Raw genomic sequence first — 16,382 nt, forward strand, 5'->3', positions numbered from 1 at the left:
CCATGAGTAAACAGGGAGCGATGGAACTAGAACAATTCACTTGTCTTGGCATGCCAGTTACAGCTGACGAGACCCGTTCAGCGGCCGTGTGTCGAAATAAAGAAGGCGAGGAACGCCTCGTGATTGCGGCAAGAGGGTATTCACTTGTTGTTCATCCCATCTCGGGAGAGTGCCAACAGTTAGCATTTCCTGATGGTATCCATGAATATCCTTATGCTGCGATGAGTGGAAACGATGGTTTATTCTATACAGGGGCGGGAGCCTACATATATATTCTTGATCCGTTTGTTCCCGCATATATCGGCCGTTTCGCAGTACCTTCCGGGGAAGAATCGGCCGGATTTGCGTTTGTAGAGAGCGAGTATGGCCATGTCTATGCAACGACATATCCAGGCAGTTATTTAATGAAGCTGGACGTTTTAGCAGGTGAGTGCCAGGTCGTAACACGTCTGGACCGTGATCGGAAATATGCCATGAGTTTGGCTGCCGATCGTACTGGCTGGGTGTATGTTGGCTTAGGCACAACTTCTCCCGCATTACTTTGCTTGAGGCTGGAGGATGGCTTAAGGAAGGTTATCGTTCGTGGACAATCGGGTATGATTCAACCGGGAAGCGGACGGGTGTTCAATGGCATTGATGGAAATGTTTACGGGTGGCTTCCAGATGGGGATGACCACGGTCCAGGCCAGTGGTACAGGTTGCACAGCGGGAAATCAGTATCCATATCTGAACAGGATTGCGCACCTTCAGTGTTTGACGGCGATGGGTACAAGAAGCTCCACGGTAACTTGGCTGGTGGTCGTCGTTTAGTAGAATGGGAACTCTCTGACCGACAAGTATCGATCCAGGAGCCGGATGGAATGGTTACCGTATTGCCTCTTCACTATGATGGAGGTGGTACGGCGCTATCTCCTATATTTAACGGGCCGGATGGAAAATTGTACGGAACCTCAAATCATCCCCTTCATTTCTATACGTATGATGTGGATAAGTCCCGTTTAGTGAATCATGGAAGCGGGATAATCGAGCGCGGTGGCGGAGGTAATATTGCCGCGTATGCTTTACAAGGTAGCAAACTCATGGGTGCTGCTTATGCAGGTGGTCTGATTCATGTGCTCGACACTTCGAAGCTGCTGGACACAACGAGCGGATCCAATCGAAACCCGAGACTCATTTACGCTGATGATCGGATTCATCGTCCAAGATGCGCAGTTTCATATGCGGATGGACGCCATGTGCTGTATGGCGGCTTTCCGGGATATGGCGCGGTTGGCGGCGGGTTAGGAATCGTTGACCTGAAGACAGAGCAAGTGACCATGCTAGAACATCATCAGGTTGTATACGGTCAAAGCACCGTCTCACTTACAACTTCATCGGATGGCCGTATTATCGGTGGAAGCAGTATCGAAACACCGGGTGGGGGCGAGCCAATCGCTTCCGAGGCTGTTCTTTATGAGTTGAACTTTTCTAACCGTAAGGTTGAGCGGCAGTGGACACCTATCCCTGAAGCCCGTGAAATCTCTCAACTGTCGGCGGGTGATGACGATCTCGTCTATGGCCTAACCTCTGACAGTATGTTTTTCATCTTCGATCTTTCAAAGGGGATCGTTGTCTATCAACAGGATTTATCTTCTTGGGGATCGGTTGTCAGACAGGGATTGATTAAGACTATTCATCAGGGTCGACCGATGGTTCTTGGCCTGCTAAGCAGAGCATTGTTTACTGTAACACCAGGAGAGTTAGTACCGGATCAACTTGCCGAACTGCCGAAAGAGGCAACATGCGGCATTGCCTATATAAAAGGTGGGGTTTATTACGGCAGCGGAGCCGAACTCTGGCGCTTTGGATGGGGAGAGGAGTGAAATCAAAAGTATGGATCATGCACAAAAAACAGCTCAAACCGGGATAAATAGTCAAGACGGTGTCATGAAGCCACTTCTTCAAGGTATCGAATCGCTAGCGGACTGGGAGATTAAACAGGCTCAAATCCGTTCGAACTGGCTGAAGATGCTCGGTACACCTCCTATAGAAGGGATGAATTTTGAAGCTGGGAGTGATGGGAGTTATGAAGTCATCTCCGAAGCGGAAGAAGAGGATCATCGTCGTTTATATATCCGATATGAGACAAGGGATGGAGATACGGTTTTTGCCTATCTATTATTACCTCAGCAGTCAGGTGAGGCTAATAAGAATCATCCTGCGGTTTTAGCTCTTCATCCAACCACTGAGGCAGGGAAATCAGACATCTCTCTCAAGGAAGGGCGGGACAACCGCAGGTATGGACTGGAGCTCGTGAAGAGAGGATATGTCGTTCTCGCTCCGGATTCGATTACCTTCGGGGATCGGGTGTACGAAGGGGAGAACCCTTTTCAGACAGCACCCTTTTATAAACGATATCCGGAATGGACTGCGGTCGGCAAAATGCTGGCTGATCATATCCGCGGCGTTGATATACTGGTCTCGCTTCCTCAGGTAAAGGCGAACCAAATCGGAGTTATTGGTCATTCTCTCGGCGGATATAACGGTTGGTTTATGGCAGGAATAGACCGAAGAATTCGTGCTGTCGTCTCAAGCTGTGGCTTCTCCATGTTTTCCGGTGATCCGGAGCGTAACCGCTGGGGAAGGCGGGAGTGGTTCTCCCATATCCCATCTCTGACCGAAGAGATCAACCGAAACCATTATTCTTTTGAATGGCATGAAATTGCTGCACTAGCAGCTCCTACGCCAATGTTTATGTGGTGCGGAACGAGGGACAAGATTTTTCCGAATTGGCGTGAGAATGTAGGAGGATTGGCCGACATCGAAAGTCTTTACCGTTTTCTGAACAAGGAACAGGTTTTCGATTGTTGGTTCGGAGCTGAAGGGCATGATTTTCCGCTTGATATACGCGAAAGAGCATACCGTTTTCTGGATCAACACCTTGGTCGATTGACAGTAGAGACTTAGAAATGACAGACTATGGAAACGGCATGTCACACATGGTATACTGGTACTTATAGACATGTATAGGAGCGGTATATATTGTTGCGTAGACGAAATGAATTTAATGAGCGTTATGAACGCTTTCTCCAAGAACTTAGAAATGAAATTGTCAGCGGCACACTGCTGCCGGGTGAATTTATTTTACCGGAAAATACGCTAAGCCAGAAGTATGACATGAGTCGCGTTTCTATTCGTAAGGCACTTGAAGAGCTGGTTAACGAAGGATTAATTGAGAAAATTGCCGGTAAAGGTAACCGCGTTAAGCTGCCGGATGAGGACCTTTCGCCTGTCGTCTTGAAATTGGCTTGGTTCTCCAGTTCTTATGAGATTCATATTGTTCAAAAAATCATTGAAGCTTTTGAGCGGAAACATCCGTTTGTAAAAGTTGAGATTGTCCTATACTCGGAAGACAACTACACGGACACGATCATTGCCCTACTAGAGGATCAGCAGGGGCCAGACGTGTTTATGATGTCTGATTCACATTACCGCCACTGGGTGGAAAGCAAACGCACGGATATGGTCACGGGTTATGTACCCCCTCATCTATTGAAGGAGGGAGTATCCTACCCGGAGGTGTTCAGATTGTTTCAGCATGACAACCGCATCCTGGCAGCGCCGTTTATTTTCTCGCCTGTCGTGATCTGTTTTAACCGATCGATCTTCCGTCAGTATGGTTTGTCGGACGAGACATTGCTTGAGAACTGGTCAGACCTTCTTCAGACAGCCAAGACGTGTACGGCCAAGCCTAATGAAGATGGCATGATTGAGCAGTTTGGTTTCTGTTTCTCTTCATCGCCTAACCGTTGGCCCGTATTCCTTATGCAGAATGACGGTGAGATGATGACAGAAGACCGAAGCCGCAGCACGATGGCGAATGAGCGAAATATTGAGTCATTGGAATTCTGCCTGTCACTCATGTACAAAGAGCATGTGTCTCCGATTTATTCGCACGGCAGCAGTCATCTTGCGGAAAGGCTGTTCATGAAAGAAAGAGTAGCCATGATTATGTCGACTTATTATTTCATGAACGAATTTCGGGATCATTCCATCGAATGGGATGTCATGCAGCTTCCGAAAGAGCGGAAACCGGCAACACTTCTTCTCGGTGGTGGTCTTTCCATCAGCGCGAGTAGCAGCCATCGAAGTGTTGCGGAGCGATTTGTTGATTTTATGACCGGAGAAGAAGCGCAGACACTGATTAAGCAATATGGATGCACGATTCCCGTCCTGCGTTCCGTGGCAGAAGATGATTCGTTGCTGATTCCTGATATTCACCCGAAGCATTATAACCGGTATTTGGACGTTTTGCCGCATGCATATCCTTTACATTCACTAAATTTGAGTCAGTCCGAAATATTAATGTTGTTTGATGAACTGAATTTACTTTGGGCCGGAATGGAAAACCCGACTGACACCTGCAACCGAATTGAGCAGCTATTTAACAATAATAAGGCTGCCTTAAAGTCAAGTTAGAGCTAGCCGAATTTGTGAATTTGGTGTTTCATCTCTGATAAAAACTCTGCTAAGCATTCGCAGAGTTTTTTTGCCTTTATATTATCAAGCGAAATGCTACCTACCGGTTGGACATATTTCACCCTCATGTTCACATAATTGAAGGGAAAGTATTGAACGGGATGCTAAGCCCTATGGTATACTTTTGATTTGGATAGAATGTTTATCAGGGGTATTATGCATGATCCTAACTTACATATACGAGGTGTATTTTTAGTGACAACAACCGTAGTCATAGGTGGAGGAATTACCGGTCTGTCAACTTTGTATTATCTTCAGAAAGAGATGAATGAGAAAAATCTGGACATGCAATTGGTGTTGGTGGAAGGTGACGACACGCTTGGCGGAAAAATCCGGACGTTCTCTGACGGAGAATTTACTATGGAGACCGGGGCGGATTCCATCGTTGCCCGCAAGTCCAATGTTGCTCCTTTCCTAGAAGAGCTGGGGTTAAGCGATCAGGTTGTGTATAACGCGACCGGAATCTCTTATATTTACAATGAAGACGGTTTGAATAAAATCCCGGCGGATGCGGTTTTTGGCATTCCCATAGGATTAGAATCGTTGGTTCAGAGTGAGTTGATTTCTGCCGAAGGCAAAGTGGAAGCGCTTAAAGACTTTTATACGACAAACGAAACGTTTACGATGAATGATTCGCTTGGATTGTTTCTGGAAACTTTTCTCGGTAAGGAACTGGTTCAGAAGCAAATTGCACCGGTCGTTTCGGGTGTATATTCCGGCGAGCTGAATGATTTAACGATTGCATCCACATTTCCTTTTCTGCTCGAATATAAAAACAAGTATGGCAGCATTATTAAGGGTTTATCCGAAAACAAACACATCTATTTAGGTGCAGCAAACAAAAAGTTTATCTCATTCAAAAATGGGATGTCGGTCCTGATCGACCGGATGGAGGAGTTGCTGGCGGATGCTCAAATTTACAAGGGGATAAAGGCGGAGTCTGTTGAGAAAATGGATAAACGTTATATCGTCACCCTGGCGGATGGCCGGAAGATCGAAGCGGACTATGTTGTGTTCAGCAACAGCAGTCTGCAGGCTCAGGAGCTGCTTCAGGATAACCAGCTTGCTGAGGATTTTTCGCAGCTACATACGAAATCGATGATTAGTATCTACCTTGGATTTGATGTGCCGGATAGCCAGTTGCCGAGTGACGGAACCGGGTTTATTTCCGTAAAAGAAAGTGATGTATTGTGCGACGCCTGTACTTGGACTAGCCGAAAGTGGGAGCATACGTCCAAGGGACGACGGCTTCTGCTTAGACTTTTTTATAAAAGCTCCAATCCTGAATACGCAAGATTAGTCCGTCTGTCGGAGGAAGAACTGAAGTCGGTAGCACTTCAGGACATTGCGAAAAGCTTGGGGCTGACCGCAGAGCCAGTCACGGCAGAAGTAACGAAGTGGCATGAGAATATGCCTAACTACCATCTGAAACATCGTGAAATTGTAGATTCCCTAGAGCTGAAGCTGGAACAAGGCTATCCGAATGTTTTGCTGGCGGGTTGTTCTTATTATGGTGTGGGAATTCCAGATTGTATTGCCAATGGCGAGAGAACGGCTCACGTCATTGTTGATCGATTGTTGCAAAAGTAAGTACTCATCCAGAGTGAAACGATTCGTACATGTACGTCTTACAAGAGAAAAAGGGGTGTTCCAGGTCAATGGACCTTGGAACACCCCTTCTTTTAGCGCATTAAGTTCAGTTTAAAGCCGGCAAACTGCAACCGGGCATCTCGGAGAATCAGGACATCTGCAAATTTCGCGCAAATGTGCAATCTGGCGGATGATCATCTTACCTTCTTCAAACTCAATCGTTCCATCGTTTTTCCAATCCCCCAGCATACGATTAACGCTTTCGCGGGTACACCCGATCATTTCGCCTAGTTCTGTATTGGTCAGTTTAAGCTGAATATGGATAGATCCATCAACTGCTGGAATCCCATATGTGTTGCTCATGCGGATTAATGTCGAGGCAAGCGCGCCTGCTTTCCCAAATAAAAGCAGATCCCGCAGTTTGGTCTCTATAACCTGATTGTTCATTCCGAGCCAATACATAAATTGTATAGCGATATCTCCATGCAGACTCAATAGCTCATCGAGGTCTTTTCGCAAAATCACTCCTACTTGCACATTGCTCATGGTTTCGGCGCTATAGCTGTATTGGGCGTTCTGCAAACCGTTGAACTGTGCGATTAAATCCCCGTTTTGCAAAATCGAAATGATCAGGTCTTTACCTTCCTCGGTCGATTTCAGAAGTTTCACCTGACCTGAAATGATGAAGTACAGTTTGTCGGCTTTATCGCCTTCCCAGAACAAATAAGAGCCTTTTGTAATTTTTCTCGTCTGCATGATGTCTTGCAAATATTGAAATTGTTCCTCTGACAAATATTGTGCAATACCATATTGTTCCGATGATCCGGTTTTTCTTTCCGTACGTTTTCCGCATGTTTTAAAAGTTTGTTGGTGCTCAATTGTCATAGCCATTGATAGTTGCCCCCCCGTGTCCTCTTGTTACATTTATCATAGCGCACGGGGCATTTTAGGAACATCGGGGAAGGCTCTGAATTATTAATGGGGCATTCCCTGTTTTTTGTGAGATTCATCACAGAAGATAGCGGGGAAATCCCGTAAACTATCGGGTATCCTAGCATGCATTCATACTTACACCCTTAGATTATTTTCAGGGAATACCCTGAGGTACAATCCTGACGGTTAGGGCTACAATAAATTATGTAAGTACAATGTAAGCATGGGAGGGACCCGGTATGATGGCCGGAGTAATGGATTGGGAAGAACGTTTATCGGAATTGCGCAAGCGGACGGATAGTGATTTTTGCGCAGTTGCGATATATGCTGCTTCCGTCCGACAGATTCGATGGGTTGCGGCTTCGGGTTACACCAATGAAAAATTTCGTTATATGGTGAATCGTCCAAGTCAAGGTATAGCCGGTGATGTGATTCGGATCGGCCGGACGGTGCAGAAAACCTGCTTATCGGATGAACACCAGAGGCGAGATGGTGATTATATGATGCTTGCTGAACACCTCATAGTAACAGCGGCGACAGCTATACAACAAGAGCATGGCGAAATCGCAGGAATACTGCTGATGGGCAGAAGGAAGGGCGAGATTTACGGGGCGTCTGAACTGACACAGCTGGAATCTGCAGCTGAGCATTTTTGGGAAAAGATCGAGAGGCAGCAGTCGTAGATCGGCGTTAATTAACAATGACAAACCCTATTTATATAATTAGACAAACAATCCTCGATTGCCGGGATTGTTTTTTTCTTATATCATGATATATGTCACACTTGCTGGAACGGATATAGGAGGGAGAACTATGATACGTTTGTTAATCGTAGACGACCATGCAGTTGTTCGATCCGGACTCAAGCTGCTTCTTGGAGAAAAACAAAATATTGATGTGGTTGGTGAAGCGGCGGACGGGGATGAAGCAATTCGTTTGGCGGAAGTTTTGCTGCCGGACGTTATTTTGATGGATCTTAGCATGCCGCATGGTAAAGACGGAATGACAGCTACGGAGGAGCTGAAAAAGCTGCTGCCGGATATATACATATTAATCTTAACGATGCATGACGATGAGCAATATTTATTCCGTGCGATTCAAGCAGGCGCTTCCGGGTATATTTTGAAAAACGCTCCTCATGAAGAGCTGCTAACAGCAATCCGTTACGTGGCTGCAGGCAGCGCTTATTTGACGCCGTTAGCTACGAAACGATTAATGGGTCAGTATATTGAAAAGGTGAAGAACGGAGAGGGAACGGATGAATTCGAATCTCTATCGGAGCGTGAAAAGGAAGTGCTGTCCTGGACTGCCAAAGGATATTCCAATAAGGAAATCGCCGAAAATCTGATCATTAGCGTCAAAACGGTTGAAAGTCATAAAAGCAATCTGATGGAGAAATTAGGGCTCAAAACGCGTCCCGATTTAATTAAATATGCTATGAAAAAGGGGCTGCTTACTTTTGAATAAAAATCAAGGTACTCATTACCCCGAGGTGATTGGTCAACATGTGATGGCGCTTTTGGACCAGTTGGACGAAATTCATGCTGATCAGCATCTAATTGAAAATGTGAAAAATTCACTGCTGCAGTTAAACGATTTGAAGATTGCCTTGGATGAGTCCTCGATTGTTGCCGTTACAGATCATAAAGGCCGTATTCTTTATGTTAACGATAAATTTTGCCAAATATCCAAATACTCACGTGAAGAACTGCTGGGCAAGGATCACCGGATTATTAACTCTGGGCACCACGATAAATCCTTTATGCAAAATTTGTGGGAAACGATTAAATCAGGCTTCGTATGGCACGGGGAAATTAAAAATAAAGCTAAAGACGGAATCTATTACTGGGTCGATACGACGATCGTACCTTTGCTTGACGAAGCGGGACAGCCCGTGCAGTATTTGGCGATCCGGCATGAAGTTACTCGACTGAAAGTGGTCGAAGAAGAGTTGAAGCATATGATGGTTAAGGTCATGGAGATTCAGGAGGAAGAACGCAAACGATTTTCCCGTGAATTGCATGACGGTATTGGACAGAGCTTGTTTTCGCTTCTAATAAGTATGGACCGTCTCCTTATTGCCGAGCAGGAACGTTCAGAGGTTTCTTTAGAGACAGATGATCCACAGAACGGTTCAGCTGTAGAGGAACTGTCGGTAATCCGCCAACAAGTTTCTCATATTATTGAAGATGTTCGCGGACTGGCATGGGAGCTTCGGCCATCCATTCTGGATGATCTTGGTGTTGTGCCTGCTATCCGAACCTATATCGAAAATTTCACGGAGCATTATGGCATAAGGGTGGATTTTCAGTCCAGCTTGACCAAACGATTAAATCACCAACAAGAAACGGTCATATACCGGATCATCCAGGAAGCCTTATTGAATGTTGGTAAATATGCTGATGTGGATCAGGTTGAAGTCATGATAAAGCAGGATGAGACATACATAGAGGTTGGCATTATTGATAAAGGTAAAGGAATTATTCGGGATGGTGGAAAAAAAGGAGTCGGGCTTTTCAGCATGGAGGAACGTGCACGGGGGATCGGCGCCAAGTTCCACATTGAAACAGCCCCGGGAGAAGGGACCACCATACGTCTTATTATTCCGATTAAATAATAATTAGATTATGGGCGGAGTGTGTATCCGTGGGACGTTGATGAAGGCTGTAACCGATAATGAATAGATGTTCCGTACCGATTTGTACGCGTAGCGTCTCATAACAGACAGAGGGGGCGTCCTAGGTCAATGGACCTTTTGGGACACCCCTTTTGTTTTAAATATCTGAATTCATTATATTGCGGTACTGAATCGGCGTTACACCCTCATTCTTCTTGAATTTTCGAATAAAGTTCGTTGAGTCTACATACCCCACTTCATCTAGAATATCTTTAAGCTTCAGATCCGTTGTCGTTAACAGCTGCTTGGCTTGATCCATTCGCATTCCATCGATATATCGCATAAGAGAATCACCGGTATGGTCTTTGAAGAAACGGGTTGCATACGAAGGAGATATTCCGAAATGCTTCGCAATGGATTCCAGGGAGATCGATTGGTTCGTGTATTGGTCATGAATGTAGTCTTTCAGCTGGTTTAATAACACCACATTCTTGCTTTCCTTCTTGCTTGCAACAAAGCGGCACACATTGCAGCAAATGTCGGTAACAAGCCGTTCGAGCTCTTCGATCGTTTCGAGATGCGGTACGAATAGCCGCTCCAGTGCCTCGTTGGTTACTTCATCGAGATCGATATCAAGCTCGATAAGGGTCTTCGCGCTGTTGTTGACGATATCAAAGCAGATAAACTCAGCCGCATCAATAGGCATTTTTTTCTCTGTTATCTGTCCGAATGCTTTATGTACAGCCTCTACCACAGCTTTACTATCTCCTTGACGGATCGCACGGATAAGCTGTTCCACGGTCTCAACCGGATACCAGCGTTCTCGGGCGCTATCCTGCTCAATATCGCAATAGAAGATAACTTGATCTCCTCCTTTGATGAGGCGGTAGCGAGCGGCATGGCTTGCCTCAATGAATGATTGGGAGATAGACGTAATATCACTGCCGATACTGCCAATACCAATCGTCACTGTAAAGCGGAAATACTGCTGAAGAATTTGTTTCGTTTTCATTGCAAAATCATGCAACACTTCATCCTTGTTATAGCCTTCATACAAGTTAAACAAGAATACAATGCTGCGCCCATCAATCAATTCCACACCGAAGCCACGTCCGCCTTCCTCAGACAGTTCCTCAAGTATCTTGATAAGGCTGCTTTTTAGATGATCCTGCATCGAATCTGAATTGTCCCTACGAAACGTCTGATAGTTATCAATGAGAAACAGCAGTACAGCAAAATGTGGACCATCCATACGGAGACTGGAGAATTGGAGATTATCTTCCCATTCCTCACGCGACTTGAACTTGCCTGTAATAAGTGAGAGCAGCACTTGGTCTCGCAGGACAATCGCCTGTCTATGAAGCTGGTGAATTAAGCCTTCATTTTCCTTTGCCATCTGCACAACCGCGTTGGAGATAAAGTCGAGCTCATCTTTTGCCCTTGATGTACCCGATGATCGCTGGACAGCTTGGTTCTGATTGGAGATTACTCCGATCAGCTTCTGAAGAGGCTTATAATTATGGACGGATAAAGCGATTGCCAGAATAACGCCGACTAGGAAAATGACAGCCGCAGTCAAATTAAACAGTAATCGCGCCTGATTAACTTTGTGCATAATCTGGTCTGAAGGCATAACAGCTACATAACTGTAGCCGCGTCGATCGGAATCATGCTTGACCGTCGTGTAATGATCTTTGTTATGCTCGAGGCTGGTAATATTCCAAGCGCCATTATGACTTCGAATCGTACCAAGTGTAGCGTTAAGGAGCCCACTGACATGATTACCTTTCGTGTACTCATACAAGACAGTGCCTTGATGATCAAGGACATACAGTGTCCCGTTATATTCTCCAAGCACGCTTGTCGCAAGTTTTTCGAAAGCGCTTTCGTGAATTAAAAACATAACGACACCATACGGGGTGTCAGAGCTTGCTATGAGAGGTACCGAATAGGTCGCGTACCGTTCATTGACGATGTGATTATACTGCACGGTATCCATCGGCCGCATGAGAGGTGCATTGAGTGTATTACTCATTTTTACAAATTCATTTTGGTCCCAGTTCTTAAACTGAAAAATGTCTTCAAAGAACAGGTCGACATCATATGTGCCGCTCGCTGCATACAATTGCTCAGGATTGCGGCCATTATAATGAATGATAATGTCACTAATGAACATGTTGGTCGATAGATATTGCTTCAATTCTTCGATAGCTTCATACGGGCCATATCCGTGGGAGGTTGCTTTGAATGGCTTCAGCTGGGCATTGCTCGATATCTGCATCGCCATCCGATCCATCTCCAGAATGCGTTGGTCGATCGCCAGACGGAACTGATCAAGGGAATTGATGGTCGAATGCTCGACCTCTGAACGTAAAGTGCTCAAAAACTGCTTATAGACGACGCCACTCATGATCAACAGAGAAATGACGGTCAGTAAGATATAAGAAAGCAAATAGCGGTAGAATCGCTGACTCCTAATCATGCGTGTAACAAACACCCCTATTCATAATCTTATAGAAAATGCATGAACGGCCGAGGGATTCAAAATACTCCTCGACCGCCTTTAATCTACCGTTATTCTTGCTTATAACGGTCATAAGCGTTTTTATATATTTCCATATACCTTTCAACGCCCATCTGCTCCAAAGTCTTCACATACGGATCCCACTCATCGAATGAGGCGTTACCGGAGACGAATTTGGCCCGCATCTCGGTTACATAGCTATCGATATCTGAACCGATCGTAGACATATCTTCATTCTCCTCTGATGTAAATGTGAAGGTTGGCCAGATTTCTTCTGGCAGGTGCGCTGAGAATCGAGTTGCTGTTTCTACAGCTTCCGGCCGGCTCTCAGCCCCCTTAAAATATTTCTGCTGTACAATATTCGGATAGCCACCACCCGGCCATACCACATACTTAACCAACGCTTGCTCGAACGTCAGGCCACTCGGGTTCTTATTGATCTCATCGGTATATTCATACTCACCCTTCGAGTTCACGTTATATGATTTCCCTTCAAAACCCATAAAGAACATCTTGCTACCTTCTTCGCCGTATAGATGATCGATCCAGCGAACCGTTTCAACCGGATTCGGATTACGGTCCGTAATGACGAATGCGCCCGGTATAGCAAGGGGGGAACCCGTAGCTGACCAGATTTGGTCTCCGTGAGGGCCTTTCAATGCGTTGGCACCGATATAATCCGGCTGGCCCATCAATGTGTATGGGCTTGTTGTTATGGTGGACCCGAACACTCCCTTAGAACCAGTGGCGTAATATTGATTAGCCTTTATCGTGAAAATGTCTTGGCTGAGCAATCCTTCTTTATATAACTTGTTCATATATTGAAGCATTTCCTTATAGTTCTGGTGAGTCGGGATAAACCGGAGTTCTCCGGTACCCGGATCAACGTCGACATTGGCATTCCGGACGCCACGGTTGCTCAGTCCCCAAGCTCCTTTCAAATAATTGTGGAGCGCATCGATGCCTACGGCCTGGAAAGGAATCTCATCCTTTTGCCCGTTTTTGTTCGGATCCTGTTCTTTAAATGCCTTCAACATATTATAGAAATCATCGGTTGTCTCAGGCTCTTTCAGGTTGAGGGAGTCCAGCCAATCCTTCTTAATCCACAACTTGGAGGAAGACAGCACTGACGTGAATTCCGGATCGTAGATCGTTGGGAAGGAATATATGTTGCCGTCGGGCATCGTCAGTCCTTTCTTAACATCCGGGTATTGGTCCATAATGGCCTTTAGGTTCGGCGCATGCTTATCGATCAAATCATTGAGCTCAATAAACACACCTTGCTGGCCGTACTTCTGCAGATCAGCAGGTGGTATACCTGCAGTGAAGAAGGCATGCGGGTAGTCATTGCCTGCGAGCAGAATGTTGCGCTTCTCCGCCATGGTGTCGATCGGTACCATTTCCCATTCGACTTTGATGTTGGTCATCTTTTCGTATTCTTGCCACAGCATCGTCTGGCTCCAGTCTGGCGCTGTCGTTGGCGCTTTACCGGCGATCATTTTCAGTGTAATAGGTTCCTTCACGATGGGCAAGCCTGTCGAGTTGAAGTTGCTGGACGGCTCTGCATCCCCAGGTGATTGGGAAGAGCCGCCGCTACCGGAGCACCCTGCGAGCAGAGAGAGAGCCAATAAAACTGTGATGGACATGTGAAAGATTGACTTCGTTTTCTTCAATGAAATACCCCCAATGTATTGTTATTGGGTTATCAGCCTTTAATAGCTCCAATAACCATGCCTTTAACGAAATAACGCTGCAAAAATGGATATAACATAAGAACAGGTAAATTGGCGATAATAACAACGGCATATTTAATGGATTCCGCCTCCATAACGCTCTTGGCAAGCGACTCTTCACTCGTTTGAATCATATCCTGCATATTGCTCTGGATTAGGATTTCACGCAAAATGAGCTGCAGCGGATATTTTTCACGTTCAGTAAGATAAATGAGTGCATTGAAAAATGAGTTCCAGTGCGTGACACTGTAAAAAAGCGTCATGACTGCAAGAACCGGCAGGGAGAGTGGAAGCACAATCTTCAATAGGATCTTAATATTGTTGCAGCCATCGATCTGTGCAGATTCCTGAACTTCAATAGGTATGCTCTGCTGGAAAAACGTACGCATGATGATAATATTCCAGATCGCAACCGCATTAGGAATGATCAAGGCCCACATGGTGTTCACCATGCCAAGCTGCTTAACGATCAGATAGGTCGGAATGAGGCCCCCGCTGAAGAACATCGTAAAGACAAACATAGCTGTAATGAGATTGCGCCCGCGTAAATCTTTTCGAGAGAGCGGATAAGCGGCCAATATCGTCATGATAATGTTTACGATGGTACCGACCACCGTATAAATGATCGTGTTCATATATCCTCTCAGGATTTCTTTATTAGAGAATACTTTTTCGTATCCGGCAAAAGTAATGTCTTTAGGGATCAACCATACCTCTCCATTAACAACAGCTGCAGGATCGCTAATGGATGCGACGGCTACGAAGACAAGTGGATACAGAACGATTATCAGGACAGACCCGAGCAGCAGAAGATTGATGATATCAAATATTCGGTCACCCCTGGATTGTTTTACCATAGGCTGTTCTGTCCCACCTTTCTGGAGATGAAGTTAACGGTAAGGAGTAAAATGAAGTTAATAATGGAGTTGAACAATCCGACTGCTGCAGAGAAGCTATATTGGGCGCTGACGATACCGCTGCGATATACGTAGGTGGCAATGACATCTGAGCTTTCCCGGTTCAGGTCATTTTGCATCAAGAATACTTTTTCGAAGCCAACAGCCATAACAGAACCTACATTCATAATGAGCAAAATAATGATGGTCGGCATAATGCCCGGGAGATTGATATGCCATATTCGTTTGAGTCTGGATGCGCCGTCTACTTTGGCTGCTTCATGCTGTTGTGGATCGATGCCTGTTAAGGCTGCAAGGTAGATAATGGAGCTCCAGCCCATCTGCTGCCATACGCCGGAGAATACATAAATCGTCTTGAACCACCCTGGTTCGGTCATAAAGGATACTGGGTCCCCTCCAAATAAACGGATGAGCATGTTAATAAATCCGGAATTCGGATCGAGAAATATGAATAGCATACCAACAAGCACAACGGTAGATAGAAAGTGGGGAGCGTATGTGATGGTTTGAACCGTTTTGCGGAAAAGCTTGCTTCTGACTTCATTAATAAGTAAAGCTAGGATAATGGGTACAGGAAATCCGACGAGAAGTTCGTACAGGCCAATCTCGAGAGTATTCATAATAAGTCGTTCAAAATAATAGCTGTTAAAGAAGCGTTCGAAATGTTTGAGTCCGGCCCAAGGACTGTCGGTAATGCCTTTGGATGCAATGAAGTCCTTGAATGCGATCTGCACCCCGTACATTGGAATGTAATGAAAGATAATGTAGTACACGATAACGGGGACGATAAGTAAATAGAGATCCCAATTCTTCCGGATGGATCGGGGAAGAGGGGAGCGTCGAGCTTCAATGGCTCTCTCGGTAGCAAGATTCGTTGGCGCTTCTTTCAAGGATAACATCACCTCTTCTGTTCGGTTGTGTTGGCGTAGAGCTATTAAAATTCAATCTAAATGAAAACCCTTTCTTAGTACATCGGCAGTTCTGTACGGCATCTGCTATTCTTTACAATCCGCACAACCATAAGGATTTTGAGGCGAAAATTATCTATATACATGCATATCACGAGCAAGAGCAATCGTTGCTCAGCATGTGAATATTGCACCTTAATGCTACTAACCTATATCAGCTGCTTACATCTCCGATCCATATTTCAATCAAATCAACTTCAATATAAGCTCCCTGTTTAGTTTTTAGGTTGTATAATCGGAAGGGCTGAGGACAAGGAGTAATGTTCTTTTATTATGGATAATATTTCTAGTTGCATTAAACTTTGATTGTATGTTAAATTAGACATCCGCCACCAAATGGGCGGCAGGACAGGCAAGCATCAACTCGATGCTGAAATAACTTTTTTGGAAAAAGTGCTTGACCTTATGATTCATACATGGTATATTAATTAAGTCGCCGCTGAGAGGCGGTGAATAAAAGAAAGTAACTTACGAGTTACGGGTTGATCTTTGAAAACTGAACAACGAGTGAGTTAAACCGATCTTACTTCGGTAAGATCATAAATGAGAATTTTTAATTCTCGTCAGTTTTTCTAAATGAGC

General features: G+C 45.2%; 12 protein-coding genes. 7 read left to right on the plus strand and 5 right to left on the minus strand.

What is annotated here, in order from left to right:
- Positions 1–2: 2 nt before the first annotated feature.
- The 4 genes from B9N86_RS11220 (at position 3) to B9N86_RS11235 (ending at position 6,108) form a co-directional block, all read left to right on the plus strand.
- The gene (locus tag B9N86_RS11220) at positions 3–1,862 is read left to right on the plus strand and encodes a hypothetical protein (protein WP_208920227.1); all 1,860 of its coding nucleotides are present in this window, start codon (positions 3–5) and stop codon (positions 1,860–1,862) included.
- A 10-nt stretch (positions 1,863–1,872) separates the two neighbouring features.
- Positions 1,873–2,946 carry an alpha/beta hydrolase family protein gene (locus B9N86_RS11225; RefSeq protein WP_208919303.1) on the plus strand — a complete coding sequence of 358 codons (1,074 nt, stop codon included), beginning with the start codon at positions 1,873–1,875 and terminating at the stop codon, positions 2,944–2,946.
- A gap of 78 nt (positions 2,947–3,024) precedes the next feature.
- Positions 3,025–4,458, plus strand: coding sequence for an extracellular solute-binding protein (locus tag B9N86_RS11230; protein WP_244563033.1), 1,434 nt, complete (start codon positions 3,025–3,027; stop codon positions 4,456–4,458).
- Positions 4,459–4,713: 255 nt separating this feature from the next.
- Complete coding sequence (locus B9N86_RS11235; RefSeq protein WP_208919305.1) at positions 4,714–6,108, plus strand: protoporphyrinogen oxidase; 1,395 nt, start codon at positions 4,714–4,716, stop codon at positions 6,106–6,108.
- Positions 6,109–6,219: 111 nt separating this feature from the next.
- On the opposite strand, the gene B9N86_RS11240 is transcribed toward B9N86_RS11235, so the two are convergent.
- Entirely contained in the window at positions 6,220–6,999 is a 780-nt protein-coding gene (locus B9N86_RS11240; RefSeq protein WP_244563034.1) for a Crp/Fnr family transcriptional regulator, read from the minus strand.
- Positions 7,000–7,280: 281 nt separating this feature from the next.
- Between B9N86_RS11240 and B9N86_RS11245 the strand changes: the two genes are divergently transcribed.
- The 3 genes from B9N86_RS11245 (at position 7,281) to B9N86_RS11255 (ending at position 9,658) form a co-directional block, all read left to right on the plus strand.
- Positions 7,281–7,724, plus strand: a complete 444-nt coding sequence (locus B9N86_RS11245) for a GAF domain-containing protein (RefSeq protein WP_208919306.1) — start codon at positions 7,281–7,283, stop codon at positions 7,722–7,724.
- A 130-nt stretch (positions 7,725–7,854) separates the two neighbouring features.
- On the plus strand, positions 7,855–8,508 hold the full coding sequence (locus B9N86_RS11250) for a response regulator transcription factor (protein ID WP_208919307.1): 654 nt from the start codon (positions 7,855–7,857) through the stop codon (positions 8,506–8,508).
- Positions 8,501–9,658, plus strand: a complete 1,158-nt coding sequence (locus B9N86_RS11255) for a PAS domain-containing sensor histidine kinase (RefSeq protein WP_425298582.1) — start codon at positions 8,501–8,503, stop codon at positions 9,656–9,658. Before B9N86_RS11250 ends, B9N86_RS11255 begins: the two co-directional genes overlap by 8 nt.
- A gap of 157 nt (positions 9,659–9,815) precedes the next feature.
- Here B9N86_RS11255 and B9N86_RS11260 read toward each other — a convergent pair whose 3' ends face one another.
- The 4 genes from B9N86_RS11260 to B9N86_RS11275 all read right to left on the minus strand — a co-directional run bounded on the left by B9N86_RS11260 (position 9,816) and on the right by B9N86_RS11275 (position 15,731).
- On the minus strand, positions 9,816–12,140 hold the full coding sequence (locus B9N86_RS11260) for a helix-turn-helix domain-containing protein (RefSeq protein ID WP_208919308.1): 2,325 nt from the start codon (positions 12,138–12,140) through the stop codon (positions 9,816–9,818).
- Between the two features lie 92 nt (positions 12,141–12,232).
- Positions 12,233–13,828 carry an extracellular solute-binding protein gene (locus B9N86_RS11265; protein ID WP_208920233.1) on the minus strand — a complete coding sequence of 532 codons (1,596 nt, stop codon included), beginning with the start codon at positions 13,826–13,828 and terminating at the stop codon, positions 12,233–12,235.
- 59 nt (positions 13,829–13,887) lie between these two features.
- Positions 13,888–14,772 carry a carbohydrate ABC transporter permease gene (locus B9N86_RS11270; RefSeq protein WP_208919309.1) on the minus strand — a complete coding sequence of 295 codons (885 nt, stop codon included), beginning with the start codon at positions 14,770–14,772 and terminating at the stop codon, positions 13,888–13,890.
- The gene (locus B9N86_RS11275) at positions 14,766–15,731 is read right to left on the minus strand and encodes an ABC transporter permease (protein ID WP_208919310.1); all 966 of its coding nucleotides are present in this window, start codon (positions 15,729–15,731) and stop codon (positions 14,766–14,768) included. Before B9N86_RS11275 ends, B9N86_RS11270 begins: the two co-directional genes overlap by 7 nt.
- Positions 15,732–16,382: the final 651 nt, after the last annotated feature.

It is taken from the genome of Paenibacillus uliginis N3/975 (genome assembly GCF_900177425.1).
Taxonomy (GTDB): domain Bacteria; phylum Bacillota; class Bacilli; order Paenibacillales; family Paenibacillaceae; genus Paenibacillus_AQ; species Paenibacillus_AQ uliginis.